Raw genomic sequence first — 25,949 nt, forward strand, 5'->3', positions numbered from 1 at the left:
TTTACAGAAGCAATTACAAAATTATTTCTGAACAATCAATTTTGTTTTAAAATCTACCCCAATTCCCTGAACACTTACTACATAAACTCCATTTTCGAAATCTTTAGTAGAAACAGGAATTCTTGCATCTGGAGAAGATCGGTTTTCGGATAGCACAAGTTTTCCGGACATATCATACACCTGAACAAACAATTTACCTATGGTATTATCTTTCAAATAAATAAAAAATTCATCTTTTGCAGGATTGGGATATATTCTGATGAGATTTCGGTCTACGGGAGCATTTGTATTACCGTCTCTACAGTCCGCAGGTACAGAAAAATCTTCTACCTGATCGTTTATATTGGTTTTGCTTCCTGCTAATGCATTCAATCCTAAACCTCTTCTTGCAAATGTTTTCCAAATCATACAACGGTCTTCTCCTTTAGAAGTAATAATTTCTGCATCCAAAATTGCATTTCTGCCATCAATAAACGTAGGATTACAGGTCTGTAATTTTAATGCATCGGTTACCAACTGTAAAACTTTGGCACTTCCACTATTTTTATCTGTTACAACATCTGAGGAATAACCATATTTTGCTGCATACTGCCAATGTAAATCCCAAAGCATCGACGCCCAAACAAAACCTATTCTGTGAACATCCGGAACTATCTGCGAATCCTCTTCAAACTCCATTCCATTGGTATCTCCGTAAGTATAATCGTTTACAGAAAAATCCGGAGAATATTTTGCAGGTCTAAATCCCAATCCGGTTTTAGGTTCTCCACTTGCATAAGAGCCCACACTTCTAGGAATTGAAGCATTATCTCCTATGCTGTTGGTAAGCATTAAGGCAAAAAAATCTGACCATCCTTCTCCCATTTGTTCTTTACTTTGAACTGCTGAAAGGCATGTAAATCCGTTTCCGGTTAATCTGTTTGAAATTCCATGACCATATTCGTGAGTAATAATTCCATTATCAAAACTTCCATCGGGAGTTACTGCAGTATTGGGATCGCTTTTCAGGCTTACATTTACTGTTAAAGAATTATTTAATTGTGTTTTAATATATTCACCTTCTGTATTGCTGATTAAAACTGAAGGTATAGTTATAGACGGATCTATTCCTCCCATTGAAGAAGGAAAATTTGCGGCTCCCTGATTGTTATAAATGATTACAGCAACTGCACCAGCATCTTGAGCATTCTTCACTTTCGATACAAAAGTACAGTTCGTACCACCTCCCCTTTCAATAAGCCCAATTTTTCCTGCTAAAGAATTGGCAGCTAACGGTGAACATCCATTTATTACATTTGCTACCACCACATCGCCTGTTACGCCAACATTATTTAATGAAGGACCAAACTGGGCAGCACTTGCCTGAGGAACACGCACAACCGCTGAAGCAGGTGCATTATAATAAAAATACCTGTTTACCGTAGACCAAAGATACATTTGCATAACAGGTTTATTTCCATCTGCTGGAGTAGTAAAATTTGCATTATTCAGTCCACCGCCGTCTTGAGCTTCAGCTAAAAGATAATCGTTTCCGACACCACCTTTCCCGAAATTATTCTGCTGAAAATTTCGTGCTGATTCTGTAAAACCAAACTGATAAAATATATCATGAACTTTATTGGTTGTATAAAATAAGTTGGTAATTGCCGCATTTTGATTGAAGGCTGGACTTCCATTAAGAGAAAAAGGAAAATTAAAACTTCGTGCAGAACCACCATCCGGAGAATATCCTGGCTGATTTTTATCTGCTTTGTCTTCATACGCAAAAACATTGTTTCCTCTTGTAATAGTATATTTATCTATTCCTGTTGAATGCCATCCTTCTGGTGAAGAAGATAAAATCCAAGGATTTGATACTATGGAGCGATTTCCAAATGTAGGTGCTTCTATAGGTAAAGGAAATACGTTATAGTTTGCGTTATCAGGTGAAAGAAGTGAATTTTTCACCTCTTCTTTCTTATTTTCTAAGTTTGGGTTTATGATATTCCGAGAATAGGCATCAGGATGAAAACTGCAGCTTAATGTTAGATTTTCTTTCAGAATAATTTCCCCTGAATGAGCATCAACAATGATATTCCAAAATTTTGAACTTTTTAAATCTTTTACAGAAAACTGATAAGCCAATTTCAAATCTGACCGATCTGTAAAATACACCAGTTTTTGTCTGACAAAACCTTTATTTTCCGGCTCTTTATCGGATTCATTAAGAATTGCATAATTTTCAATTTCTTTTTCATTCAAAAAAGTTGAAATATTTTGAAGTGCTTTCTCTTTGGTAACAGACGCTATTTCTGATGAAAAATAAGAATAGTTTTTAATAAAATTATCTTCATAATAAATTATTTTTTCATCTTTAATAACAGCAGTACCCACAGAATTATACACCGGAAACCCTTTGAAAATTTGCTGAGTTTTCACAATCTCTGCATTTAACGATTGAGAAAAATTGGTATTATCTATTTTAAAATCTGTTAAATCCGGTTTTTTAAAATTCTGAACTTGTGTAGTAGAGATATAATTTTTCAGCAATCTTTGGTTTTCCTGAGAAAAAAAAGAATACGGAATTAAAATAAAAAGAATAAAAAAATATCTCATATTTATTTTAAAAGTAAATTTACTATTCATAACTACACTGTTTCGCCTTATAAAAGTAAGAAATCTTTCCAATAAAAAAGACTGTCTCTAATGAAACAGTCTTTGTATTAATAATTTTTAAAATTACTATTTGGCTACGATAACTTTAGCTGTTGTATCGATACCTAATCCTTTTACTTTCACCATGTACGTTCCATTAACCAATTTATCTGTAGAAATTGATTTTTTAGAATCGGGAGAAATTTTGTTTTCTGAAGTAACAAGTTTACCCGACATATCGTAGATTTCAACATTTACTTTTCCTAAAATATTTTTCGGGAAATTAATGAAAAATTCATTTTTGGCTGGATTTGGATAAATTGAAATTGCTGCATTTTTAACACTTTCTGTTTCAGAAGTTGAAAGCACACATTCTGTAGGAACTGTAAAATCTTCTGTTTGATCATTAATGCTTGTTTTAGTTCCCGCTGAAGCATCTACTCCAAGACCTCTTTTAGCAAAAGTTCTCCAGATCATACATCTGTCTGCACCACCCGTCTTTGCCATTTCTGCAGCCAAAATAGCATTTCTTCCATCTATAAAAGTTGGGTTACACGCTTGTAGTTTTAGTGCATTAGTTACTAATTGTAAAACTCTCGCACTTCCACTTGTGGCATTTGAAGTAACATCGGATGAATATCCATATTTATTTACATATTCCCAATTAAGATCCCAAAGCATTGTTGCCCAAATAAAACCAATTGAATGAACATTAGGAACTATTGCCGCCCCATTGTTATACTCCATCCCGTTTGTGTTACCATAAGTATAAGCATTTATAGCAAAATTAGGAGAATATTTTGCAGGTCTTATCCCTCCGCCAGTAATAGGTTGCCCAGAAGCATACGTACCTATGCCTCTTGCCACTGATGCATTATCTCCTGGCTTGTTGGTTAGCATTAATGCAAAGAAATCTGACCAACCTTCGCCCATTTGTTCTTTGCTCTGGTTAGAGTTTAAGCAATTATACCCACTTCCTGTTAATCTATTGGAAATCCCATGTCCATATTCATGAGTAACAATACCGTTATCAAAGCTTCCATCGTATTTTGCATCGAGTCTTAAATCTACATTCACCGGTATATTTGAAGATAATTTACTCTTAATATATGTTCCTTCAGAATTACTTATTAAAATCGACGGAATTGTAATTGTAGGATCTGTTCCCTGCATTATTCCCAATGTAGATCCATTTGCCGCATCATTATAAATAATAACTCCTATCGCACCTGCATCCTGAGCATTTTTAACTTTTACAGGGAAACTACAGCTAGAACCACCTCCTCTTTCAATAAGACCTATTTTTCCTGTGAACTCTCCAGCAGGAAAAGGTGTACAACCTGTAACATTGCTTGCAAATTTTACATCTCCGGTAACACCTACATCATTCAGTTCTGGACCAAATTGCGCATAACCTCCAACAACATTTCGTGAAACTGCATCCGAAGGAGCATTATAAAACAACCTTTTATTAGACGCAATCCAAAGATACATTTGCATTATTGGATTATACCCATCAGGATAAGGTGCAAAATTAGCATTATTATACCCTCCTCCGTCTTGAGACTCAGCAAAAACCTCATCATCACTTGCTCCTAAATTTCCGAAGTTATTATTCTGAAAGTTTCTTGCGGATTCTGTAAAGCCAAATTTGTAAAAAATATCGTGCACCATATTGCTTATATAAAACAAATTGGTAGTAGAAGCAGATAAATTATTAATTGCTTTCGCATTAGCATCATAAGGAAAATTGAAATTTCTTACACTTCCTCCATCAGGAGACAATCCGAAAGTAGTTTCATCATCATCTTTATCATCATAAGCATAGACATTATTACCTCTTGTTATGGTATAATGAAGCAACCCATTAGAATGCCACCCTTCTGGTGAAGATGCTAAAATCCAGGGATTGGTAACTATACTTCTCGAAGCAAAAGTTGGAGCTTCGGTTGGTAGTGCAAAAACATTGTACGAAGCATTGTCTGCCGACAAAACCAAACTGTTTTTACTTGTATTGTAATATTCTTTATTTTGAGGAAATAAAACATTGTAAGTTTCAGAATCTCTACTATAAGCTCCTTCGTGAAAGCTACAAGATAGATTAATATTTTCTTTACTTAAAATATTTCCCGACTGTGCATCTATAAGATAACTCCAATGGTTAGAAGATTTAGGCTCGTGTACTAAAAATTCGTACGCAAACTTCAAACTACCAGATTCATCGGAAACATATACCAATCTTTGTTTAGCAGCGAGATGCTTATTATTTCCAGCATCAGAAAATTTAATAATTGGAAGATTAGAAATTTCGGCTTTTCCAACATCAAGAGCTATTTTGTTAAGGGCTATTTTTGGGGTAATTGAAGCTGTAGCTTCAGCAGCGACTCTATAATCTTTAATAAAATTATCTGTGTAATAAACAATTTTATCATTTTTTACTAAAGCAGTAGCAACTGCATTATAAACCGGATAACCTTTATAAGTTTGCTGTGTTTTAATTATATCACCATCTAATGATTTTGAAGAATCTACATTATCTATAACAAATTCATTAAGATCTGATTTCTTATATTCTTTAATTTTATTTTGAGAAATATAATTTTTAATTAAAGTTTCATTTGACTGTGCAAATGATTTCAAGGATAATGTTGACAAAACAACAATTACAAGTGGTAAAACTACTTTTTTCATTTTAATTTATAAGTGCGCAAATGTACAATTAAAAATTAATGAAATTGAATTTATATTGAATTATTCATAAAATATATTAAAGCGTAAAATTTAAGAGTTTTTATCTAAAATCATATAACAAAAAAACCACTCTTTCGAGTGGTTCTTATATTAAAATGTGAGTGAGATTATTTACCTCCTTCCATTTTCTTTTTCAATTCTGCTAATGCATCGATATCTCCTAGAGTAGATCTTTCTTCGTTGTTAGATGAAGAAGATACATTTCTGTTAGCAGATTCTTTCACATTCTTTTTCTCCTCATCTCTGAAGATTCCTGTGTGAGAAACTACTACTCTTTTAAACTCTTTGTTGAATTCGATTACTTTGAAATCAGCCTCTTCACCTTTCTTGATTTTAGATCCATCTTCTTTCTCTAATAATCTAGATGGGCAGAAAGCTTCAACTTCAGCATCTTCAAATTGTACAGAAGCACCTTTATCGTGTACTTCTACAGCTTTACCAGCGTGTACAGTTCCTTCAGCGTATTTAGTTTCGAATTTATCCCAAGGGTTTTCAGTTAATTGTTTGTGACCTAGAGATAATCTTCTAGCTTGGATGTCTAATTCTAGAACTACAACATCTAATTTATCACCAACTGCACAGAATTCAGATGGGTGCTTAATTTTCTTAGTCCAAGAAAGATCAGAGATGTAGATTAATCCATCAATTCCTTCTTCCAATTCTACGAATACACCGAAGTTTGTAAAGTTTCTTACAGTTCCAACATGTTGAGAACCTACAGGATATTTAGCTTCGATATTTTCCCATGGATCTTTAGATAATTGTTTCATACCTAAAGAGATTTTTCTGTCTTCTCTATCTAAAGTAAGAACTTCTGCTTCTACTTCATCACCAACTTTTACGAAATCACCTGCACTTCTCAAGTGAGTAGACCAAGACATTTCAGAAACGTGGATTAGACCTTCAACACCTGGAGCGATTTCTACGAATGCACCATAGTCTGCAAGAACTACTACTTTACCTTTTACTTTATCACCTACTTTCAAGTCAGCAGAAAGAGCATCCCAAGGATGAGCTTCTAATTGCTTCATACCTAATTGGATTCTTGTTTTCTCGTCATCAAAATCAAGGATAACCACTTTTACAGTTTGCCCGTCTTCCAGGATTTCTGATGGATGGTTAACTCTAGACCAAGAAAGATCTGTGATGTGGATTAATCCATCAACACCTCCAAGATCGATGAATACACCGTAAGAAGTAATATTCTTAACAGTACCTTCAAGAACTTGTCCTTTTTCTAACTGAGCGATGATTTCTTTTTTCTGACCTTCGATATCTGCTTCGATCAATGCTTTGTGAGATACAACTACGTTTTTGAACTCAGGGTTGATTTTCACAACTTTGAATTCCATAGTTTTACCCACGAACTGATCGTAATCTTTAATAGGCTTAACATCGATTTGAGAACCAGGTAAGAATGCTTCGATTCCGTGTACGTCTACGATCATACCACCTTTAGTTCTAGATTTAACAAAACCGTTAACGATTTCTCCAGTTTCGTGAAGTTCATTTACTTTATCCCAAGCTTTAAGCGTTCTAGCTTTTCTGTGAGATAATTGTAACTGACCTGTTTTGTCTTCTCTTCTGTCTACCATTACTTCAACTACATCACCTACGCTTAAGTTTGGATTGTAACGGAATTCGTTAAGAGAAATAACACCTTCAGATTTGAAATCGATGTCTACGATAGCTTCTTTGTCAGTTAATCTTACAACTTTACCAGTGATAACGTCGTTATCATTTAAGCTGCTAAGAGATCCGTTGTAGATTTCTTCAAGATCACTTTTTTCTTTTCTTGCATCTGCATCTAGACCAGATTCGAAAGAATCCCAGTCAAATTGTTCTGGTGCTACGTTTTGGTTTAATAAAACCTCTGCTGAATTTGTCTCTTTTGACATTTTCTAAAAAATTTGTATTCCTTCTTTTTTAACGGTTTGAAAAATTGTGGTTTTAAAAAATACGGAAGTCATTAATTATTAATATTTTACTTTTCACAAACCTTACCACGAAAAGTGGTGCAAAATTACGATTTTTTTATTAATATATCTATACAAATTCTAAGTAAAATATTTTATGATATAAAAAACAAAAGCCTTACTATGAAGAGGTAAAGCTTTAAAAAATTTAAACATAAAAATCAATCAAGATCATTCATTCGTTTTAGAAGAATCTTCAAGCAACAGAGATAGTTTAGAAAACTCTTCCTGGGTAAGATCCCGCCATTTGCCGACCGGAAGATCCAATTTTATATTCATAATCCGAATACGCTTTAGTTTTTTTACTTCATACCCCAAAAACTCACACATTCTTCTGATTTGCCTGTTTAAACCCTGAGTTAAAACAATACGAAACGTCATATCATCTATTTTCTCTACCTCGCACTTCTTAGTAACAGTGTCTAATATAGGAACACCGTTTCTCATTTTCTCAAGAAATTTCGGGTTGATAGGCTTGTCTACTCTCACAAGATATTCTTTTTCGTGATTATTTCTTGCACGAAGAATTTTGTTGACAATATCTCCATCCGATGTGAGAAGAATAAGACCTTCACTGGGTTTATCCAGCCTTCCGACAGGAAAAATTCTTTTGGGATGATTAATGTAATCTACAATATTATTTTTTTCTCTATGCGTATCTGTGGTACAGACAATCCCGATAGGTTTATTGAAGGCGATATATACATGATCTTCCTGAGGCTCGCGGATAGCTTTACCATCCACTTCCACAAGATCTTCATCAGAAACTTTAGTTCCCAATTCCGGAATAACTCCGTTAATAGTAATTCTTCCTTCCTCCAAAAGTTTGTCTGCCGCTCTTCTTGAGCAGTATCCCATTTCGGATAAATATTTGTTGATGCGTGTTTTTTCCATTTTACTGAAGCTTCTTGTTAGAAAAAAAGGTAATTCCGTAAGAAAAGCCTATAAAAAAAGTACTGTTTCCGTCAAAGTTCTGAACATCCAAATTAATTTGAAACTTATTTCCCAGATTTTTAGTAATCGGTTCAAAAAAACCGAAGGAAAGACCTATTAACTTCGCATTTTTAGAGGCAGTCTGATTAATCTGAGTTCCAAAATTGGCAGAAATATAGGTAAACTCTTCATCTTGCGGATTACTCACAATAAAAAACGGCTGAACCGTCCAATATATCACATGAAAGTTGGGATCTACATAACTGTACCTAAGCCCTGTTCCTAAAGCAAACCAATTGAGTGGCTGATACCCAACCTGTGCCGCAAAACCATAATTGAATTTTCCGGGATCAAGGTTTTGTCTCTGATATTCGTTGGTTACCTGGCTTTGCTTAATCATCGCAGCAACATCAAAACCAATATTGGCTTCCACTACACCAAAAACACCCAATTTATTGGGTTTTTCCTGAGAAAATAAGAAGTTTGAAATTAGAAGCAGTAAAAAATAAAATTTTTTCATTCTAAAAAAGTAAAATCGTTTTCGAGGTAATTTTTATGAGCATCTTCAACAGAATACTCTCCTATTTTGGTTCTTCTAAGCTGAGTAAGATATGCTCCAACGCTCAATTCCTGCCCAATATCGTGTGCAAGACTTCTGATATAAGTTCCTTTCGAACACCCTACAATAAAGCTAACTAGAGGGAAATTAATTTCAATCTCTTTAATATAATGAATGGTGGTTTTTCTGGATTTCATTTCTACTTCTTTCCCGGCTCTTGCCAAATCGTATGCACGGTTTCCGTCAATTTTAATGGCGGAAAAAATGGGTGGTTTCTGTTCAATTTCACCTAAAAATTTGTCTAATGCCGTTTTCACATCTTCTACCGTAACTTTTGAATAGTCCTGCTGAAGAATTTCCGGTTTTTCGGTATCGTAAGATTCGGTTTGTACGCCTATTTTTATTTCTGCCCAATATTCTTTGGGTGCATCCTGTATTTCGGGAATTTTTTTGGTGAATTTTCCGGTACAGACAATTAAAAGCCCTGTTGCTCTTGGATCTAAGGTTCCTGCATGACCAATTTTGAATTTTTTCGGAAGATTAAACTCTCTTTTGAGTTTATATTTGAGTTTGTTTACTGCCTGAAAGGAAGTCCAGTCAAGTGGTTTATCCAGGAGAAATATATGTCCGGATTGTAGTTGTTCGGAAGTCATTTTTAGGAATAATGAGGGGTGAATAATTTTAAAAATTTCAATTGGGCTAAAATAATGAATTTACATCCGGATTCTGCAGCCCGGCTTGAACGGAGCTCTTTTTGCGAGGAGGTACGACGAGCAAAAAAGCGGGAGTGGAAGACGGATTAAGCTGCCCAAATAAAAAAAATACTGAGATTATTTAAACCAATAAAAATAAACCAAAAGCCCTATTCCTACGATAATTCTGTACCACCCCCAAGGTTTGAAGCCATATTTATTGAGCAATCCAATGAAGGATTTTATGGCAATTAATGCTACAATAAATGCCACAATATTGCCTACGACAAATACGGTGATATTTTCTGAAGATGAAAAAATCATTTCGTAGCCTTTGCTTTCATTAGGTGTTCCTTTTCCCCATGTTTTCACGAAAACTGAATAAACCGTCACCGCTAACATCGTAGGAACTGCCAAAAAGAAAGAAAATTCTGCAGCGGCTTTTCGTGATAACCCCTGAGTCATTCCACCGATGATGGAGGCGGCACTTCTACTGGTTCCGGGCATCATAGCGAGACACTGCCAAAAACCTATGGTTACTGCTTTTTTGATGGATATTCCTTTTTCATCATGAATGACAGGATTTTTGAACCACTGGTCTGCAAACAAAAGTACGACCCCACCTAAAACCAAAACCGTGGAAATGGCAATCTGATTCCCTAATACGGCTTCTATTTTATCGTCCAGAAAATATCCCAAAACCAAAGCAGGAACTACCGCAAAGGCAAGTTTATAATAGAATTTTAAATTACTGAAATCGAAAAACTTTTTCCAATATGCCACAACCACCGATAATATTGCCCCAAACTGGATGGAAACCTGAAACATTTTTAGAAATTCGGTTTCCTGCATCCCCATTAAACTGGCGGTAAAACCCATGTGAGCCGTTGAGGAAATTGGCAGATATTCTGTAAGCCCTTCTATGATAGCAATGATGATTGCTTTGATTAAATCCATCTTGAAATATTAAATTAAAAAAGATTAAGAAATTGAGATATTTAGTAACGAATAACCAAATTTCTGAATTTCTTAATCTCTGTATAAAAAACTGTAATCTATTTTCTTTTTAAAATAGCGTAAACTTCTATCGCAAAACCTATCACGACAAATAATGGTGCTATTCTTATTCTTCTGATGGAAAAAATATCTTCGTTCCAAGAATTAGGATCAAACTTACCGTTTACTGTATTGGCATCCGAACCCATCATCAAAAGAAATCCGAGCACAATACATGCAAGCCCAATCAGCATCCATTTGTAATTTTCTTTTCCGAAATAGAAATTATTTTCTTTAGGAGTTTCTGTATTGCCTCCAAAATCTTCTGCAGAAAATTTGTTTGTTTTTTTGCTCATGTTATGAATAATATAAATCGTCGACATTAGATCTCAGGAACCTCCATGTCGCAATAATTGTACTTAGAACCGTTATAAATATTCCTACTCCAAAAACACCTGCTACTAACCAAATATACTGGTTGGTATCCTGTACAAACGGAGTTTTGATGGTTGTTGTAAAGTAATACCAAATTCCAAATAATGCAAGCAATCCTATTACTGCCCCTAAAAGACCTAAAACAACAGCTTCTTTAATAAATGGTGTTAAAATAAATCTACGTTTTGCACCGACAAGCTGCATGGTTTTAATAATAAATCTTTTAGAAAATACCTTCAGACGTATCGAATTGTTGATTAAAACAATTGCCAAGACCAAAAATAAAACACAAAATCCTAAGATCCATTGCAGTATGGTATTGAGTTTATCGTAAATCTGCTGCGATTCTGAATCATTTTTAACATCTACAACGCCTGGAACTGCCTTAATCTGTTTAAGTACATTTACAATTTTTATGGAATCGTTGTATTCGGGCTTTAACGCTACTTCTACAGATGCAGGGTAAATATCGTCTTCAAATAAAGCTTCAGTATCTATCCCCAAACTTTTTTTAGCTTCTGCTGTTGCCATTTTCTTGGAAATATACTTGGTATGCTTTACAGATTCCATTTTTTGAATTTGCTGTACCGCATCATCTTCAAGCTTCGCTATTTTTGCAGAATCTTTAGCATCGTAGTTTTCATCAAAATAAGCATTTACAACAAGCTGCTCCTTAAGATAATCAGAATATTTCTGTGCATTGATTAAAATAAGCCCCATAAGTCCTAATAAAAATAAGACCAAGGCAATACTTACCACTACCGTAATATTGCTGGATCTAAGCCTTTTCTTATTAAAATCATCTACCGATTTAGCCATTAATATTAAAATTTTTGGCTAAAATAGAAAAAATCTTCCGAAATTTGGGACGAATTAAAGAAAATCATTGTTAACGAAATCATAAAAAACATTGAGTGTAAAAGCCAAAAAACATCTCGGACAACATTTCTTGACCGATGAAAATATTGCCCGTAAAATTGTAGACGGACTTAGTTTTGAAAACTACGGCAATATTCTGGAAGTAGGTCCCGGAACAGGGGTTCTCACCAAATATTTATTAGAAAAAGAACAAAATCTTTATCTCGCAGAAATTGATACTGAATCTATTGATTATCTCAAAAATAATCATGAAGAAATCACCGATAAAAATTTTGTAGGTGACTTTCTAAAGTACGATTTTTCTCCTTTAGCTGAGCAACAGACTGCTATTATAGGTAATTTTCCATACAACATTTCTTCGCAGATTCTTTTCAAAATTATTGATTATTATGAATTGATTCCCGAAATGGTTGGTATGTTTCAAAAAGAGGTTGCAGAAAGAACAGCAGCAGTACCAAGAACTAAAGATTACGGAATACTTTCTGTCTTAGTTCAGGCTTATTATGATGTAAAATATCTTTTTACAGTACATGAAAATGTATTCAACCCACCACCTAAGGTGAAATCGGGAGTCATTAAATTAACGAGAAATCCTAAGGAAGGTCTTGCCGGAAATGAAATTCTTTTTAAGCAGATTGTAAAAGCAGGATTTAATCAAAGAAGAAAAAAACTCTCTAATGCCCTGAAAATTCTTGATATTCCTGAAAACTTAAAGACTCATGAATTTATGGATAAAAGAGCAGAAGAACTTAGTGTTGCCGATTTTATTTCTTTTACGAAGTTGTGGAAAGAAAACGTTTAACGGAAAGATTTGTATTATTTCACCAAACAGCTTACCCTATATTTATTACAGAGCTTTATGCTCTGTAATAATAATAATAAGGCTTTTTTTCATCATTTGTGAATGAAAACTATTTGTGTTTTTGGTGCGTAACTTAGTTTAAAGTGTTACTATAAAATAAGATACTAGGTTAATCAATATGTGTTTATAGAATCGTATTTTCTTTTCGTCATTTGTGTTTTACAAAATTCTCACTAGCAACTAATGATCTATTTTGATGTTGTAAAATTACCACCATTAGAGCTTTCGAACAAAAAAGAACAATAGATAGAATTCGGCTTGGTTGTAGATATTTATCTACAAATTAAAAAACAAATAAGCATCCCTCGAGGAATGCTTATTTTTACTTTCATCAAAAAAATAACTAACTAATTTTAAGTAAATCAATCAGTTCCACTATATTTTCAATATCTAATTTTTCGAAAATACGTTTTTTAGTGGTACTTATGGTATTTTGTTTCACTTCGAGAATGTTGGCGATCTCTAGATTACCCAATCCTTTGGCATATAATTCTGCAATCTGAAGTTCTCTGGAAGTAAGTTTCTGAAGAGGATTTGCAGCATTAGGATTTATATAAACTTCCACTAAAGCCGACTGCGTAACAGAAGAAAGGTATTTCCCTTCTTTACAAAATCTGGTAACAGCTTCTTTTGTTTCTTCCTCTTCGCTCATTTTGCTTAAAAAACCATCTGCTCCAGCATTGATGTATCTTAAAGATTGCGAACGCTCATCAAGCCCGGAAAAAACAAGAATTTTTGTTTTTGGACTGTTCTTTTTAATTTCAGGAATTACCGCTAAACTGTTACCATCCGGAAACATGGCATCAATAATTGCGAAATCAATGCTTTCTTTCTCTATAATTTCCATCAGTTTATTAAGATTGGATGCATGAAAAATATCTCCTTCCAATCCTATTTCCTCAATTACAAACTCCATTCCCTGTCGGATAAGACTATGATCGTCTGCTAACAAAAATCTGTAGTTACAATTATCTTCTGGAGGCATCACTATCTCTTTTATTTTTTAACATCTAATTGAACTTCAAAAGAAACGGTTGTCCCAATATTTTGTTCACTTTCAACAGAAATATTACCATTATAAAGCTCTACCAATTCTTTACAAAGACTTAAACCTAAACCTGCACCTAAATTTTCAACTTCATCGGATAAAACTCCTTGATAATAGGGTTCGAAAATATTTTTCAGATCAGCCTGAGAAATCCCCACACCACTATCGCTTACTTTAGCAGAAAGCAAAACAGTATTATCGTCCAAATATTCTGCTTTTGTATTCACCGTAATTTTTCCGTTTTCTGTAAATTTATTGGCATTCCCCAATATATTCATGAAAATCTGGTTGATTTTGGTATTATCTGAAAAAACAATTATATCATCTTGAATATCCTGATTAACAATAAATTCATTATGCCTTGTTTCGATGTAAGGTTCCATAGAATTCATTATAGACGAAACTTCATTTTTCAGATTAAAATTAACCGGGATAATTTTATTTTCAACCTGCTGATTTTTAGTATATTCTAAAATCTGATTTGCCTGCATCAATAAAGTGTTATTCGTAAAACTTATCGATTTCAGATACTCTTTTACACTCTCATCATTCGTTTTTTTATTGATTCTGTTAAGAAAAAGCCCGATAATTTTCAAGGGAGATCTTAACTCATGACTTAGCATTCCGAGAATTCTGTTTTTAAATTTAAGATTTTCTTCAATCTGAATATTGGATGCTTTTAATCTTTTTTCATAAATGAATGCAATTCTGGTAAGAATCATGATAAGAATAGAAACAATAAACATTAAAATCATCGCTCCAAAAATAAGGTTGGTTCTAATCTTGTTATTTTTAGAATTCAGTTTATCGTATTCTTTTTCCAAATCGCTTTTAGAGCCTTTTATTGCAGCTTCGTAAACATTCATTAATCCGCTGCTGTAGACAAAAAGATCATTAAATACTTTGTAAAATTTATTATTGTTGTTTTGAGAATTGTTTACTCTTAGCTTTATTTTTTTATCTTCAACAAGATAATGATTGTTCACCACTCTCAGAATACTGTCGAAATCGGCTTTAATACTTGTAGAAGTAGGCATAACTCCTTGCTTTACAGTTACCACAACACTATCTTTCGCTTTCCCACCTTTTCCGGATATCGCATCGCCTAAACGTCCAAAAAGACCTTTCTTTTTAATCGTATCTTTAAAAACTTTGGTATCGAGTACTACATTAAACTTATCGAAATCGTATTTTAAAGCATATTTTTTGAAGCCTGGTAAATCTTCTCTAGTATTATTAAAATTGCCTTGTGTAGAATACTGATACGTTGAATCTATAAGATCTTTAAGCTGATTGACATGAGATGATGAGCTTTGCATCGGTTTTGTAATCGCCTTTATTTTAGGGAATTTATTTTCATACCCATTAATTACATTGATGTTTTTATCCAACGTATTTAAAGATTTAAAATAAGAATCTAAATACGTTTCATCTTTGGTTTCTACATACTTCTGCAAAAATCCCTGTGCGGAAAGCAATTCATTTTTAGAATTATCGGTAAGATTTTCGAGTGAATGTATTTCATTCAGCTGTTTTTTTATAAAAGACAGATTTTTGCTTTTTATAAATTCATTATAAAAAAAAGCTGCAATAATCAGCTGAATCAACAAAATACATACAATAAGAGAATAATGCACAATTTTCCTATATCGAAATCTAACCGATTTAGAAGAAGTATCTTTAATATTCATATTGTTTTATATAATTTCTGGATTTGTTTATATGAAAAATTTACTGCAAGGTAAAATTAAACATTTCTAAGATAAAAACTCTTATTTTAGGCTTAGAAACAGAGAAAACAGTATCAATCCCTACTTAAACCAATTGCATATTTTTCATTAAAAAAATCCTGCAACAGAGATTGCAGGATAATGTATGTTTTCTTTTATAAAGTCTTAAACTGTTCAAGTGTCCTGATATCATTTTCGAAGAACATTCTGATATCGCTCATTTGGTAAAGAAGCATAACAATTCTTTCAATCCCCATTCCGAAAGCATAACCGGAATACTTTTCAGAATCAATATTTACATTTTTCAAAACTGCAGGATCTACCATTCCGCAACCCATTATTTCCAGCCAACCGGTACCTTTGGTTATTCTGTAATCTGTTTCTGAATTGAGCCCCCAATACACATCAATCTCTGCACTTGGCTCTGTAAATGGGAAATAGGAAGGTCTCATTCTTATTTTAGACTTCCCAAAAAGTTCAGTCGTAAAAAACTGAATAGTCTGCTTAAGATCTGCAAAACTAACATTTTCGTCTATATACAATCCTTCGATCTGGTGGAAAATACAGTGTGAACGAGAAGAAACCGCTTCATTTCTAAACACTCTTCCGGGAGATAAAATTCTTATCGGAGGCTGATTTTCTTCCATATATCTAATCTGAACAGACGAAGTATGCGTTCTCAATAAAATATCTGGATTTTGCTCTATAAAGAATGTATCCTGCATATCTCTCGCAGGGTGATACTCAGGAAGGTTTAATGCTGTAAAATTATGCCAGTCGTCTTCAATTTCCGGACCGTCTGCTACCGCAAAACCTATGGATCTGAAAATCTCTATAATCCTGTTCTTTACAAGGTTAATAGGATGTCTCGAACCCAATTCTAAAGGAAAAGCAGGTCGGGTAAGATCTTCTTTTTCTGTAATGATAGAAGATGCAGAAGCATTTTTCAAATCTTCCAGTTTAGTATTAACAGCAACTTTAAGAGTATTAATTTTCTGTCCGAAATCTTTTTTCTGATCGTTAGGAATTTCTTTTAATGCTTCATAAAAATCATTCAGCACACCTTTTTTTCCATTAAATCTGATTCGGAAACTTTCTATTTCTTCTTTAATCGCAGTGTTAAAGCTTTTTACTTCTTCAAGTAAACCTTCTATCTTATCAATCATCGTTTTATACTTTCAAAAAAATGTATGTGCAAAAATACGGTTTTCGGCTCAAAAAAACCTTTCTATTTGCCATAAAAAAATCTGCTTCTTTAAAAACAGATTTTTATTAAGTATTTATTATTAATTTTTATCTAAAACAGTGCTAATTATAAGACTCAAAACCGTGAAAAAATTAAGCACAAAACTTACATAGTATTCTCTTTTTTTCTTGTAAACATTAATGAGATTAAAGAAAAATAAAAACCCCAACAAAATTAAAGACGGAATCACCCACATTTCCACAACTATTTGAACAATTTGTCCGCCCCATGACAAGTATGAAAAAATCTGAATACTCATCAGGAAAATCGTTGAGAGAATACTGAGTGCTAGAATTATTTTGGGCTTATAAAAAATCATCATTTATTTCTTTTCAATAGCTTTAACTTTCATTTGGAGCGTAACTTCATTTTTAATCACTCCGTTAGCAGCTGGAGACTGAAATTTAACTCCAAATTCATCTCTCATAATATCTTTAGGTTCGGTGGCAATACTCACTTCGTTTCCGTTTACAGATACATTTGCTTTAAATTGTACCGCTTTTTTTATCCCTTTAATACTGAGATTACCATCTAAAACTGTATTATAATCTCCTTCTGAAGCAGGACTAACCTTGGTGATTTCATAAGAAGAAGTCGGAAATTTCTCAACTTCAAAAAAATCTGCACTTTTCAGGTGACTGTTCAGTTTTTCCAAATCCTGTTTCTTATTTTTGAGATCTTCAGAAGTAAGAGAACCCATGTCTGCTACAAAATTTCCGCTTTCCAGCTTTCCGTCTTTTACGGTAATCATACCACTTTCAAACTTAATGGTTCCAAAATGACTGGTGTTTTCGGTTTTAAATATCTTATAGCCTTTCCATTCTATATTACTGTTCAATGTATCTACCACAAACTGAGTTCCGTCTTTAGTAGTGGAAACGTCATTGGCATCAGAAGTTACTGGTTTTTCTTTTGAGCACGAAATTGCTAAAAAAGTTGAAAAAAGAACAAAAACAGCAACAGATAAGATATTTTTTTTCATATTTAAAAAGTTTAATATTCACTTGAATATCGTGAAACCATATAAAACAGACTTCCCAATAAAGCAAATTTGTTATGGCTAAATTACTAAAAATATGCCACCCTAACCTAAAAACTGCTATTTTTGCATTATGCTACTCGAGATTCAAAACCTTCACTTTTCGTATTCAAAAGAAAAAAAACTTTTTGAAAACCTCAATCTTCAGTTTGAAGAAGGTAAAATCATTGCATTAGCAGGTGAAAGCGGTTGCGGAAAATCTACATTACTCAGTTTAATATATGGCTTACAAGACTGGGAAAGCGGAGATATTATTTTTGATGATAAAAAACTGTTGGGTCCCAAAGGAAATCTGGTTCCGGGAGAAGCAGAAATGAAATTTGTTGCCCAAAATTTTGATTTGATGCCCTACTCTACGGTCGCAGATAATGTTGGGAAATTTATTTCAAATATAAATTTGTCTCACAAAAGAGAAAAGACTGAAGAACTTTTGGAAGTGGTTGGTTTAACAGAATTTGCCCATGTTCTGCCAAAAAACCTCAGCGGCGGACAACAGCAGAGAGTTGCCATTGCAAGAGCTCTCTCTAAACTCCCGAAACTCCTTTTGTTAGATGAACCTTTCAGCAATCTGGATTTTGCAAGAAAAATTGAACTTAGAGAAAAACTGTTCAGATTTGTAAGAGAAAATAAAATTACGCTTCTTATTTCAACTCACGAACTACAGGATATTCTTCCATGGACGGACGAAATTGTAATTCTTAAAAATGGCGAATTAATTCAGAAAGACAAGACTTTCAACATTTATAAAAATCCCAGCAGTGAATATGTCGCCAAACTTTTTGGAGAGGTAAATCTCTTTTCTGAAATTGAAATGTCTGAATTCTGTACCGACAGATTTTTCTATTATCCACATCAGATTAAAATTGCTGAAGAAGGTTTTGACGCAATTATTTTAGAAAGCAGATTTGCAGGAAATTATTACTGGAATAAAGTGCTGTCTAAAAATAAAGAATTAGTTTTATTTACCGAAAACAAAATAGAAAACACAGTAAAAATCATTTTAAGCTGATTTCTGCAAAGTAAAGTTTCAAACAATTTCGAGATTAAAAATATTTTATTCGGAAATCTAAATTTTCACAAATCTACTCACAAAAAGCGATGCAATTAACTGACCAACTGCATTTAAAACTGTTGCTAAAGGATCTACCAAAGTTCCTATAATCATCACCGCCGGAATTGCCTCTTGGGGCAGCTGATATACAGAAATCATCAGCATTTCTCCAATATATCCTCCATTCGGAATTCCTCCCGCTACAATACTCACAAAAACAGTAATACCCAATGCTAAAAGTAAATTTACCGGATCAAAGAAATCTCTTCCTATAATTAAAAATGCCACATAAATTTTAATTATCGACGACATAGACGAACCGTTTTTATGCAAAGTTGTCCCAATAGGAATTACGATATTGTAAATCTGAGAAGGTATTTTCATTTGTGACGCTGCCTGTAAATTTGCCGGCATGGTCGCAAAACTGCTGCAAGTACTTAATGCTGTTAATGATGGATATATAGCATTTTTCCAAAAATCGCTCACTCCACTTTTACCTTTTGCCAAAAAAGCATACAGTGAAAAGAACACAAAAAAATAAACTATTCCGGCAATATAATATAATCCTAAAGGTTTGGCGTAAAACCCAAAAAGCTGAGGTCCTAATGTTGCCACCTGAAAGGCAAAATATGCACCCAAGCCAATAGGAGCTATTTTCATTATCATTAAAAGTAATTCTTTCATTACTTCGTAGCCTGATGCAATAAAAGACCTGAATGCTTTACCCTTTTCACCAGCTTTGCGAGCAGAAAAACCGGTAAGAAAAGAAAAAATAAGCAATGCCAACATATTCTGTCTCGAAAAAAGCTGCGTAAACTCTCCAACTGTAAAGAAACCAACAATTCTATCACCCCAACTATCGCTGTTGGCAGCTTCTTCCATAATCTCCGAACTTCCTGAAACTCCTGAAACCGGAAAAAAATACACGACACAAATTGTGAATACAGCCGCCGTTATAATAAAAAACAAAAAAGTAAATGCCATTGTAAGCATAATCTTGCCAAACTTAGATTGTTGCTCCAACGAAGCAATAGAATTGGAAACAGCAAAAAACACTAACGGAACTACACTTACAAAAAGAAGATTCAGGAAAATATCGCCGAGAGGCTTTATATAATGTACAAAAGCAGGCGAAATTATACCGATAATGCTTCCTATGGAAATTCCCAGAAGTAAAAATAAAATTCCGGAATAATTTTTCAAAACCTGGTTCATGCAGTTACTTTTTAATCAAAGATAAATTTATTTTTTTTAATTTTCCAGATATAAAATTTAGGTGCTAATTTTGTATTTTTATAAAAAATTGTTTCTATGGCATATGTAGATTATTATAAAATTTTGGGTGTAGACAAAAATGCAACACAGGAAGACATCAAAAAAGCTTACCGAAAATTGGCAAGAAAATTACATCCGGATTTGAACCCTAATGACAAGGAGGCTGAAAGAAAATTCAAAGAACTGAATGAAGCCAACGAAGTTCTCAGCAACGTTGAAAACCGTGCAAAATATGATAAATATGGCGAACACTGGAAGCACGGAGAAGAATATGAAAAGGCTCAACAACAGCAAAGACAGTATCAGAACCAAGGAGGAAATTATGGCGGAGGATTTTCTGGAGCCAATTTTGGTGAAGGAGAAGATTTTTCAGATTTTTTCCAAAGTATGTTTGGTGGCGAAGGCGGTGGATTCGGAAGAAGCTCAAGAGGAAGTGCATCAGGAAAATTTAAAGGACAGGATGTTCAGGCAGAACTCAATTTAAGCCTTAAAGATGCCGCAACTACTCATCCTCAAACCTTTGAAATTAATGGAAAGAAGGTAAGAATTACAATTCCTGCAGGAGTTTATGACGGACAGCAGATTAAACTGAAAGGACACGGAAATCCGGGATATAATGGTGGCCCAAATGGAGATTTGTATATTACATTTAGTATTCAGGCAGATCCTAATCTTGAAAGAACAGGAGATGATCTTAAAACAAAAGTTTCCATAGATCTTTACACAGCAGTTTTGGGTGGTGATGTAACGGTAAATACGCTGGACGGAAGCGTAAATCTAAAGGTAAAACCAGAAACTCAAAACGGCACAACCGTAAGATTAAAAGGAAAAGGTTTCCCAATATATAAAAAAGACGGGCAATTTGGCGATCTGTTCGTAACCTACGACGTAAAATTACCAACCAATCTTACTGATAAGCAGAAAGAACTTTTTGAACAACTTAAAAATTCCTAAGCAATGGATGAAAGAATATCTCGAGAAGAACTCGTAAAAATATATAATATCGAAATTACTTTTTTTGATGAACTGGTAGATTCCGGTCTCATTAATATACAGACCGAAAATGAAGTTCGGTATCTTCTTTATGAAGATTTGCCTTCTTTTGAAAAATTTACCAATTGGCATTATGATTTAGACATTAATCTCCCGGGATTGGAAGTTATACATAATATGTTGCAAAAAATGGAAGATTTAAAGCAGAAAAACCGTGAATTATTAGGTAAATTATCTGCAATAAGCGATAAATATGAAGATGCGTAACTGTTATAAACTTACCTTTTTCGGAATTTTGAAAAAACTATCTTTGCAACAGAATTTATCATTATGAGCCAAGAAAAGATAATCGTTTTACATCCAAAAAGGAAAGATTTCGAAGAAATATATTTTAACGCAAATCAGGGAAGTTTATTTTTCTCTCCCACCACAAGAGGAAAAACAATTACCACTATTGTTGTAGCTTTAATTTTACTGATTTTATTTATTTTCAGGAACGATTTTACAAAGGAGAAAGCAGGAATTTTATACTTCGTGAGTTTTCTCCTTTTGCTTTGTGCAGTTTTTCTTTCTGTGGGCATCAACAAAGTTTCCCAATGGAAAAAACAGGTAAACCATTATCTTTTGAAACTTGAAAATTGCAGAATTTACGAAATCACCTTCAATGAAGCTTTTTTTACGGTAAATATTGATGATGAGAAAGAAACCAGCGAATGGAAAGATTTTGAATATTTCAACAGCAATAATGAATGCATAATTCTGGAAGGAAAATACAGCTATATGTTTCCCAAAAAGTCTTTCAGTGATAAAGATTTTCAGCTATTGAAAAAGACATTAAAAGAGAAAATTGATATTTAATTTAAACTTTTACCACTTCATTTTCTTCGCTGTATAAACAGAAACTTACAATACAAAACGGTAGTGCCGCTGTAAGATATGTAATATTTATAAAGTTGGTTTCTGTATTTCTAATAATCTGCTCTACGATAAACGAAAGCATCAATAAAAAAACAATAACTGAAGAGCAAAAGAAAACATGCTTCATTTTCTTGATGATGAATGAAAGAAATATCGTAATCAGAACAAAAAACAGCATCACAAATACATTTGCCTGTCCCTGAACACCCAAAGGATTATACGCCAAAATATACTCTACACTTTCTGCAGGAAGCAGTACAGAACTAAGCAATACACTTACAACTCCTAAAAAAGTAAGCGAAAATCTCATTTTTTCGCCTAATGTTGCTAAAAAAAACGAACGTCCCAAAAAGAGAATAAGAGGCACTAAAACGACACTTCTTGTTAAAAAAAGTATTCCAACAATCAATCCAAGTAATATCGGTTTTTGGAAATAATTGTAGGGATATTTTTTATTCCAATATAAAATGAAAGCAGATGTTAAAATAAAAGAAGAAATAAAATCGCTTTTACAAATGGCTTCATACAAATAAGTTAAAGAAAAGAACAGCATAAAAACTGCCAGAAAAGCGGTCTTAAAAGATTTAAAAACAAATTTAGAAACAACTCCAAAGAGCATTAAAGCCGCAGCCTGCATATATCCTACATTTCCCAAGAGATAAAAACCAAGCAGAAGCAGAAGCTGCCCCGGAAGATACGAGGGAATATTTCCCATAAAGTTTCTGGTAGAATAAATGTATTTCCCATGCAGCCAGTAATCTAAAGAATATTCTGCCGTCTGCCATCTGTCGATGTTCAAACTATAAGGATCTTTCATAATATGGGAAAGAAATATGTAGACAATACCACAAATTGCAATCGCTACAGAAATCATTTTCCCATTCATTTTGATCTTTTTTAAAACCGATTGATAGAAAACATAAAACAAAACATGCACACCCACAAAAAGCAATGCAAGAAAAAAAATGGGAATTTTTTCCTGACGCGATCCATATTTTATTAAATACAGGAAATTAATGACAAAATAAATCGTGAAAGCAATGAGTTTCATCATGTTCGTTTTGTCTAAAAACTTTATAATTCCTGCTTTCATTAAATTATTTAATGCTGAAAAATCTTTTTGGCATTTTCTGTCGTAATTCTGTCGATTTCTGAAAAATCTTTTCCATAAATATCTACCAGTTTTCCTGCTACCAAATCAAGATAGGCACTTTCGTTTCTTTTTCCTCTGTGCGGAACCGGAGCGAGATAGGGAGAATCGGTTTCCAGAACAATTTTTTCTAATGGAATTTCGTGTAAAAACTGATCTATTTTCCCGTTTTTAAAAGTGACCACACCACCAATTCCTAACATAAAATTCAGGTCTAATGCATGTTTTGCCTGATCCAGATTCCCAGAGAAACAATGAAAAATACCTCTAAGTTGAGGATGCTTTTTTCTCTCCAATACTTCAAAAGTTTCATTAAAACTTTCTCTTGTATGAATTACGATGGGTAAATTTCTCTCTATTGCCCAATCTATTTGCTGCTCAAACGCGTTTATCTGAATATCCAAAGTCGATTGATCCCAATACAAATCTATTCCTATTTCTCCAATTGCCGGAAAATGTCTTTTGTCTAAATAATTTTTTACTGTGTCGAGTTCTTTTTCCCAAGATTCTGGCTTTACATAACACGGATGAAGTCCCATCATTGCAAAAATCTGCTCAGGATATTGGCTTTCCAGCTGTAACATCTTCTCATGAGATTCCGAGTCTATAGCGGGAAGATAAAATTTGGTAACACCTTTATCCAAAGCTCTTGAAATTGCTTCTTTTCTGTCTTCGTCGAACTCTTCAGAATATAAATGAGTATGTGTATCTATCATTATTTCGTAAATATTTTGTGCTTAACTTTTAATCTTTGCACTTCAATTCTTTCATTCAGTTTTTCTTTAAACTTTAGAAATTTCGGATCTTTTTCATCTTCCGTACGATGTTCTAAAGCCTGAATAATTTTAAAATTTTCTTTAATGAAATCTTTTGTTTCATCTGAAAAAAAAGCCTCGCCAAATTTTTCAAAAATATAATTGACTGCCTGAGAATTCGGATGAATTAAATCTTCTCTGTAAAATCTATAATCCCGCAAATCATCCATTACAATTTCATAAATGGGTATGTAGCAACAGTTTTCAAATTGCGTTATCGCTTCATGAATGGCGGTTATTAATTTGGATTTACTCAGTTGATTTTCGATCATTCCATCTTTGGTATGACGCACCGGAGAAACCGTAAAAAGAATCTGAACATCATCTTTGCAGATATCTTTCAAATTTACAATGGTATCATAAACAGAATCTGTTAATTCCTGATGCGTTAAAAGTCTTTTTTCAAAAAATTTCTGAGGAATTTTATGGCAATTGGCAACCAGCTTTTTCTTGGGTAGAAATTCATAAATAAAAGAAGTTCCGTAAGTAATTATTACCCAATTTGTATCTTGCAGAAACCGGTTCCCTTCTTCTATTTTAGTATTGATTTTATCTAAAGTCTGGTGAATATATCGGGTATCGAAACTCGTATGATGATCTAGGGACAAATAAGTTTCATCGTAAACAATTAACTCATCTTCAAGATAGAATTGAGCATCATGAAGTCTTTTCACCGAATTATTAATCGAAAAAGGATTAAAAACCGTTCCAAAAGGATTATTAAAACTTTGAAGCTGACCATTTTGAAACAATTCATGCATTTCAGATGCAAAACAAGATCCTATTGAAAATATTTTATCTTCAACAAGAATCTTTTTCGGAAACGGCTGTATATCTACTTCTGTACGGAATTTCATTCAGTAAATTTGAAAATCTGAGAATGCGTCAATTTGAAAACTTAAAAAAATAGTATTATTCAAATTTTCAAACTGACGAATAATCTAAGTTATGATTCTCTCCTCAAAAGGTAGTTGGCGAGTTCAGAAAAAGGTTTTTTCTTTTCTTCGGGAACATCTATTTTCGCAAGATAACTTTGTCCGATTTCATTATGCTTTTCAATTAAACGCAAAGCTTTCTCATCTGCTCTCGTTCTTCTGAAAATTTTCTCAACACCATATACTTTATCGATGTTATCGGTTTTTTTAGAGTACCAGTAATCGAGTTCTTTTCTCTCTTCTTCTGTTCCGTATTCTCTTGCCAAAAGATAAAGTACTGTTTTTTTGTTCTCGTAAATGTCTCCTGCATGTTTCTTTCCGAACTGAGTCTGGTCTCCGAAAACATCAAGATAATCATCCATAATCTGGAATGCAATCCCAATGTGTTTTCCAAAATTGAAAATAGATTTAGCATCTTTAAACTGAGCTTTTGCAATCATGGCTCCGATTTCAAAAGAAGAAGCACTCAAAACTCCGGTTTTGTAGGTAATCATTCTGATGTAATCATCAAAAGTTACATTCTCCTGAGTTTCAAAATTGATGTCGTATTGCTGTCCTTCGCATAAAAGCAAACCGGTATGGGTAAATATTCTGATACAAGCCTTGAAAATTTCAGGCTCCAAATCTTCAAAAAATTTGTACGCTTTCAGCATCAATCCGTCGCCAGAAAGAATACCTGTATTAATTCCGTGAAGAGTATGAATGGTTGGCTTATTTCTTCTGAGCGGAGCTTCATCCATAATATCATCGTGAATAAGCGTGAAATTATGGAAAAACTCGATTGCCAAAGCCGGCTTTATTGCCATTTTCTGATCGCCTCCAAACAAATCGCAAGCCATTAAAACCATAATAGGACGCAAACGCTTTCCACCATGAGAAATAATGTAATTCATCGGCTCATACAGTTCTGTAGGCTTATCTTTGAAAGTATATTTATTGATTGCTTCAGCAACGATTTCTTGGTATCTATCTAGAAAATCCATAAAATATTAATAGTTTGAACAAAAATACGATTTTCTGAGGGGTTTTAAA

23 protein-coding genes are annotated in these 25,949 nt (G+C 33.5%); 5 read left to right on the forward strand and 18 right to left on the reverse strand.

Features of this window, described 5'->3' with window-relative positions; genetic code table 11:
* Positions 1-21 precede the first annotated feature (21 nt).
* From MTP08_RS11370 to MTP08_RS11410, 9 genes are all read right to left on the reverse strand, one after another.
* Positions 22-2,595 carry a T9SS-dependent M36 family metallopeptidase gene (locus MTP08_RS11370; RefSeq protein WP_243576051.1) on the reverse strand — a complete coding sequence of 858 codons (2,574 nt, stop codon included), beginning with the start codon at positions 2,593-2,595 and terminating at the stop codon, positions 22-24.
* A gap of 126 nt (positions 2,596-2,721) precedes the next feature.
* Complete coding sequence (locus MTP08_RS11375) at positions 2,722-5,325, reverse strand: T9SS-dependent M36 family metallopeptidase (protein WP_243576052.1); 2,604 nt, start codon at positions 5,323-5,325, stop codon at positions 2,722-2,724.
* Positions 5,326-5,492: 167 nt separating this feature from the next.
* Positions 5,493-7,283: a 30S ribosomal protein S1 gene (rpsA, locus tag MTP08_RS11380; protein ID WP_209389843.1), complete on the reverse strand. Its 1,791-nt coding sequence runs from the start codon at positions 7,281-7,283 to the stop codon at positions 5,493-5,495.
* A gap of 249 nt (positions 7,284-7,532) precedes the next feature.
* The gene (gene rluF, locus MTP08_RS11385) at positions 7,533-8,255 is read right to left on the reverse strand and encodes a 23S rRNA pseudouridine(2604) synthase RluF (protein WP_243576053.1); all 723 of its coding nucleotides are present in this window, start codon (positions 8,253-8,255) and stop codon (positions 7,533-7,535) included.
* A gap of 1 nt (position 8,256) precedes the next feature.
* Positions 8,257-8,814: a hypothetical protein gene (locus MTP08_RS11390; protein ID WP_243576054.1), complete on the reverse strand. Its 558-nt coding sequence runs from the start codon at positions 8,812-8,814 to the stop codon at positions 8,257-8,259.
* Positions 8,811-9,506 (reverse strand): tRNA pseudouridine(55) synthase TruB, encoded by a 696-nt coding sequence (gene truB, locus MTP08_RS11395; RefSeq protein WP_243576055.1) that lies wholly within the window; start codon positions 9,504-9,506, stop codon positions 8,811-8,813. Before truB ends, MTP08_RS11390 begins: the two co-directional genes overlap by 4 nt.
* 177 nt (positions 9,507-9,683) lie before the next feature.
* Complete coding sequence (locus MTP08_RS11400; protein WP_243576056.1) at positions 9,684-10,502, reverse strand: undecaprenyl-diphosphate phosphatase; 819 nt, start codon at positions 10,500-10,502, stop codon at positions 9,684-9,686.
* Positions 10,503-10,600: 98 nt separating this feature from the next.
* Positions 10,601-10,897 (reverse strand): DUF3098 domain-containing protein, encoded by a 297-nt coding sequence (locus MTP08_RS11405; protein WP_209389838.1) that lies wholly within the window; start codon positions 10,895-10,897, stop codon positions 10,601-10,603.
* A 1-nt stretch (position 10,898) separates the two neighbouring features.
* Positions 10,899-11,795 (reverse strand): cell division protein FtsX, encoded by an 897-nt coding sequence (locus tag MTP08_RS11410; protein ID WP_209389837.1) that lies wholly within the window; start codon positions 11,793-11,795, stop codon positions 10,899-10,901.
* A 91-nt stretch (positions 11,796-11,886) separates the two neighbouring features.
* Between MTP08_RS11410 and rsmA the strand changes: the two genes are divergently transcribed.
* A complete protein-coding gene (gene rsmA, locus MTP08_RS11415; RefSeq protein ID WP_243576057.1) occupies positions 11,887-12,657 on the forward strand; it encodes a 16S rRNA (adenine(1518)-N(6)/adenine(1519)-N(6))-dimethyltransferase RsmA in 771 nt (256 codons plus the stop codon).
* Between the two features lie 403 nt (positions 12,658-13,060).
* Here rsmA and MTP08_RS11420 read toward each other — a convergent pair whose 3' ends face one another.
* The 4 genes from MTP08_RS11420 to MTP08_RS11435 all read right to left on the reverse strand — a co-directional run bounded on the left by MTP08_RS11420 (position 13,061) and on the right by MTP08_RS11435 (position 17,723).
* Positions 13,061-13,702: a response regulator gene (locus MTP08_RS11420; protein WP_243576058.1), complete on the reverse strand. Its 642-nt coding sequence runs from the start codon at positions 13,700-13,702 to the stop codon at positions 13,061-13,063.
* Between the two features lie 11 nt (positions 13,703-13,713).
* The gene (locus tag MTP08_RS11425) at positions 13,714-15,456 is read right to left on the reverse strand and encodes a sensor histidine kinase (protein WP_243576059.1); all 1,743 of its coding nucleotides are present in this window, start codon (positions 15,454-15,456) and stop codon (positions 13,714-13,716) included.
* A 194-nt stretch (positions 15,457-15,650) separates the two neighbouring features.
* Positions 15,651-16,661 carry a phenylalanine--tRNA ligase subunit alpha gene (gene pheS, locus MTP08_RS11430; RefSeq protein ID WP_243576060.1) on the reverse strand — a complete coding sequence of 337 codons (1,011 nt, stop codon included), beginning with the start codon at positions 16,659-16,661 and terminating at the stop codon, positions 15,651-15,653.
* Positions 16,662-17,063: 402 nt separating this feature from the next.
* The gene (locus MTP08_RS11435) at positions 17,064-17,723 is read right to left on the reverse strand and encodes a YceI family protein (protein ID WP_243576061.1); all 660 of its coding nucleotides are present in this window, start codon (positions 17,721-17,723) and stop codon (positions 17,064-17,066) included.
* 130 nt (positions 17,724-17,853) lie between these two features.
* On the opposite strand from MTP08_RS11435, the gene MTP08_RS11440 reads away from it, so the two are divergent.
* A complete protein-coding gene (locus MTP08_RS11440) occupies positions 17,854-18,789 on the forward strand; it encodes a sulfate/molybdate ABC transporter ATP-binding protein (protein WP_243576062.1) in 936 nt (311 codons plus the stop codon).
* 57 nt (positions 18,790-18,846) lie between these two features.
* Here MTP08_RS11440 and MTP08_RS11445 read toward each other — a convergent pair whose 3' ends face one another.
* Complete coding sequence (locus tag MTP08_RS11445; RefSeq protein WP_243576063.1) at positions 18,847-20,046, reverse strand: dicarboxylate/amino acid:cation symporter; 1,200 nt, start codon at positions 20,044-20,046, stop codon at positions 18,847-18,849.
* Positions 20,047-20,142: 96 nt separating this feature from the next.
* On the opposite strand from MTP08_RS11445, the gene MTP08_RS11450 reads away from it, so the two are divergent.
* The 3 genes from MTP08_RS11450 to MTP08_RS11460 all read left to right on the forward strand — a co-directional run bounded on the left by MTP08_RS11450 (position 20,143) and on the right by MTP08_RS11460 (position 21,957).
* Positions 20,143-21,060: a DnaJ C-terminal domain-containing protein gene (locus tag MTP08_RS11450; protein ID WP_243576064.1), complete on the forward strand. Its 918-nt coding sequence runs from the start codon at positions 20,143-20,145 to the stop codon at positions 21,058-21,060.
* 3 nt (positions 21,061-21,063) lie between these two features.
* Complete coding sequence (locus tag MTP08_RS11455) at positions 21,064-21,366, forward strand: chaperone modulator CbpM (RefSeq protein ID WP_243576065.1); 303 nt, start codon at positions 21,064-21,066, stop codon at positions 21,364-21,366.
* A gap of 63 nt (positions 21,367-21,429) precedes the next feature.
* Entirely contained in the window at positions 21,430-21,957 is a 528-nt protein-coding gene (locus tag MTP08_RS11460; protein ID WP_243576066.1) for a YcxB family protein, read from the forward strand.
* A 1-nt stretch (position 21,958) separates the two neighbouring features.
* On the opposite strand, the gene MTP08_RS11465 is transcribed toward MTP08_RS11460, so the two are convergent.
* The 4 genes from MTP08_RS11465 to MTP08_RS11480 all read right to left on the reverse strand — a co-directional run bounded on the left by MTP08_RS11465 (position 21,959) and on the right by MTP08_RS11480 (position 25,900).
* Entirely contained in the window at positions 21,959-23,110 is a 1,152-nt protein-coding gene (locus MTP08_RS11465; protein ID WP_243576067.1) for a hypothetical protein, read from the reverse strand.
* A gap of 8 nt (positions 23,111-23,118) precedes the next feature.
* Positions 23,119-23,883 (reverse strand): TatD family hydrolase, encoded by a 765-nt coding sequence (locus MTP08_RS11470; RefSeq protein WP_243576068.1) that lies wholly within the window; start codon positions 23,881-23,883, stop codon positions 23,119-23,121.
* A complete protein-coding gene (locus MTP08_RS11475) occupies positions 23,883-24,839 on the reverse strand; it encodes a GSCFA domain-containing protein (protein WP_243576069.1) in 957 nt (318 codons plus the stop codon). Before MTP08_RS11475 ends, MTP08_RS11470 begins: the two co-directional genes overlap by 1 nt.
* A gap of 89 nt (positions 24,840-24,928) precedes the next feature.
* Positions 24,929-25,900, reverse strand: a complete 972-nt coding sequence (locus MTP08_RS11480) for a polyprenyl synthetase family protein (RefSeq protein WP_209390231.1) — start codon at positions 25,898-25,900, stop codon at positions 24,929-24,931.
* Between the last annotated feature and the right edge of the window lie 49 nt (positions 25,901-25,949).

Source organism: Chryseobacterium oryzae (assembly GCF_022811665.1).
In the GTDB taxonomy this organism is placed as follows: Bacteria; Bacteroidota; Bacteroidia; order Flavobacteriales; family Weeksellaceae; genus Chryseobacterium; species Chryseobacterium oryzae.

Coding starts and splice junctions, on each gene's coding strand:
- MTP08_RS11475 (WP_243576069.1), bottom strand. CDS start 24,839: ATGAAATTCCGTACAGAAGTAGATATACAGCCGTTTCCGAAAAAGATT.
- MTP08_RS11440 (WP_243576062.1), top strand. CDS start 17,854: ATGCTACTCGAGATTCAAAACCTTCACTTTTCGTATTCAAAAGAAAAA.
- MTP08_RS11375 (WP_243576052.1), bottom strand. CDS start 5,325: ATGAAAAAAGTAGTTTTACCACTTGTAATTGTTGTTTTGTCAACATTA.
- MTP08_RS11410 (WP_209389837.1), bottom strand. CDS start 11,795: ATGGCTAAATCGGTAGATGATTTTAATAAGAAAAGGCTTAGATCCAGC.
- rluF (WP_243576053.1), bottom strand. CDS start 8,255: ATGGAAAAAACACGCATCAACAAATATTTATCCGAAATGGGATACTGC.
- MTP08_RS11420 (WP_243576058.1), bottom strand. CDS start 13,702: ATGCCTCCAGAAGATAATTGTAACTACAGATTTTTGTTAGCAGACGAT.
- MTP08_RS11405 (WP_209389838.1), bottom strand. CDS start 10,897: ATGAGCAAAAAAACAAACAAATTTTCTGCAGAAGATTTTGGAGGCAAT.
- MTP08_RS11460 (WP_243576066.1), top strand. CDS start 21,430: ATGAGCCAAGAAAAGATAATCGTTTTACATCCAAAAAGGAAAGATTTC.
- MTP08_RS11470 (WP_243576068.1), bottom strand. CDS start 23,883: ATGATAGATACACATACTCATTTATATTCTGAAGAGTTCGACGAAGAC.
- MTP08_RS11370 (WP_243576051.1), bottom strand. CDS start 2,595: ATGAGATATTTTTTTATTCTTTTTATTTTAATTCCGTATTCTTTTTTT.
- MTP08_RS11435 (WP_243576061.1), bottom strand. CDS start 17,723: ATGAAAAAAAATATCTTATCTGTTGCTGTTTTTGTTCTTTTTTCAACT.
- truB (WP_243576055.1), bottom strand. CDS start 9,506: ATGACTTCCGAACAACTACAATCCGGACATATATTTCTCCTGGATAAA.
- MTP08_RS11390 (WP_243576054.1), bottom strand. CDS start 8,814: ATGAAAAAATTTTATTTTTTACTGCTTCTAATTTCAAACTTCTTATTT.
- MTP08_RS11455 (WP_243576065.1), top strand. CDS start 21,064: ATGGATGAAAGAATATCTCGAGAAGAACTCGTAAAAATATATAATATC.
- rpsA (WP_209389843.1), bottom strand. CDS start 7,283: ATGTCAAAAGAGACAAATTCAGCAGAGGTTTTATTAAACCAAAACGTA.
- MTP08_RS11400 (WP_243576056.1), bottom strand. CDS start 10,502: ATGGATTTAATCAAAGCAATCATCATTGCTATCATAGAAGGGCTTACA.
- MTP08_RS11445 (WP_243576063.1), bottom strand. CDS start 20,046: ATGAACCAGGTTTTGAAAAATTATTCCGGAATTTTATTTTTACTTCTG.
- MTP08_RS11425 (WP_243576059.1), bottom strand. CDS start 15,456: ATGAATATTAAAGATACTTCTTCTAAATCGGTTAGATTTCGATATAGG.
- MTP08_RS11480 (WP_209390231.1), bottom strand. CDS start 25,900: ATGGATTTTCTAGATAGATACCAAGAAATCGTTGCTGAAGCAATCAAT.
- MTP08_RS11465 (WP_243576067.1), bottom strand. CDS start 23,110: ATGAAAGCAGGAATTATAAAGTTTTTAGACAAAACGAACATGATGAAA.
- pheS (WP_243576060.1), bottom strand. CDS start 16,661: ATGATTGATAAGATAGAAGGTTTACTTGAAGAAGTAAAAAGCTTTAAC.
- MTP08_RS11450 (WP_243576064.1), top strand. CDS start 20,143: ATGGCATATGTAGATTATTATAAAATTTTGGGTGTAGACAAAAATGCA.